Origin of the sequence: Salmonella sp. SAL4457, assembly GCF_046548235.1 — a bacterium.
GTDB lineage: Bacteria > Pseudomonadota > Gammaproteobacteria > Enterobacterales > Enterobacteriaceae > Salmonella > Salmonella enterica.
In genome coordinates, this window is record NZ_JBGDZO010000733.1 from 1 (window position 1) to 261 (window position 261).

The 261-nt window shown below is 68.6% G+C and carries 1 protein-coding gene; it reads left to right on the forward strand.

Annotated features, from left to right (window positions below; all coding sequences use genetic code 11):
- Positions 1-261: phytanoyl-CoA dioxygenase family protein (locus ACLJNW_RS26090; protein WP_410961487.1), on the forward strand; the 261-nt coding region annotated here is incomplete at both ends.

The window sequence follows — 261 nt, forward strand, 5'->3', positions numbered from 1 at the left end:
GCCGTGCGATCACCTCCATCCGCGCCTCGCCGCGCTATGCGAGGATCCCCGCCTGACCGCTCCCGCGTGCGATGCGGTCGGCGTCGCTTCGGTCGCGCCGTTCACCTCCAAGCTGAACCTCAAGCGGGCCGCAGACGGATCGCCGTTCCCCTATCACCAGGACTTTCCGTACTGGTGGGTCGCGGTGCGAGAGCACGCTGCGGACGTATGCACGGCGATCCTCTTCCTCGACGATGCGCGTGCCGAGAACGGTGCGCTGCG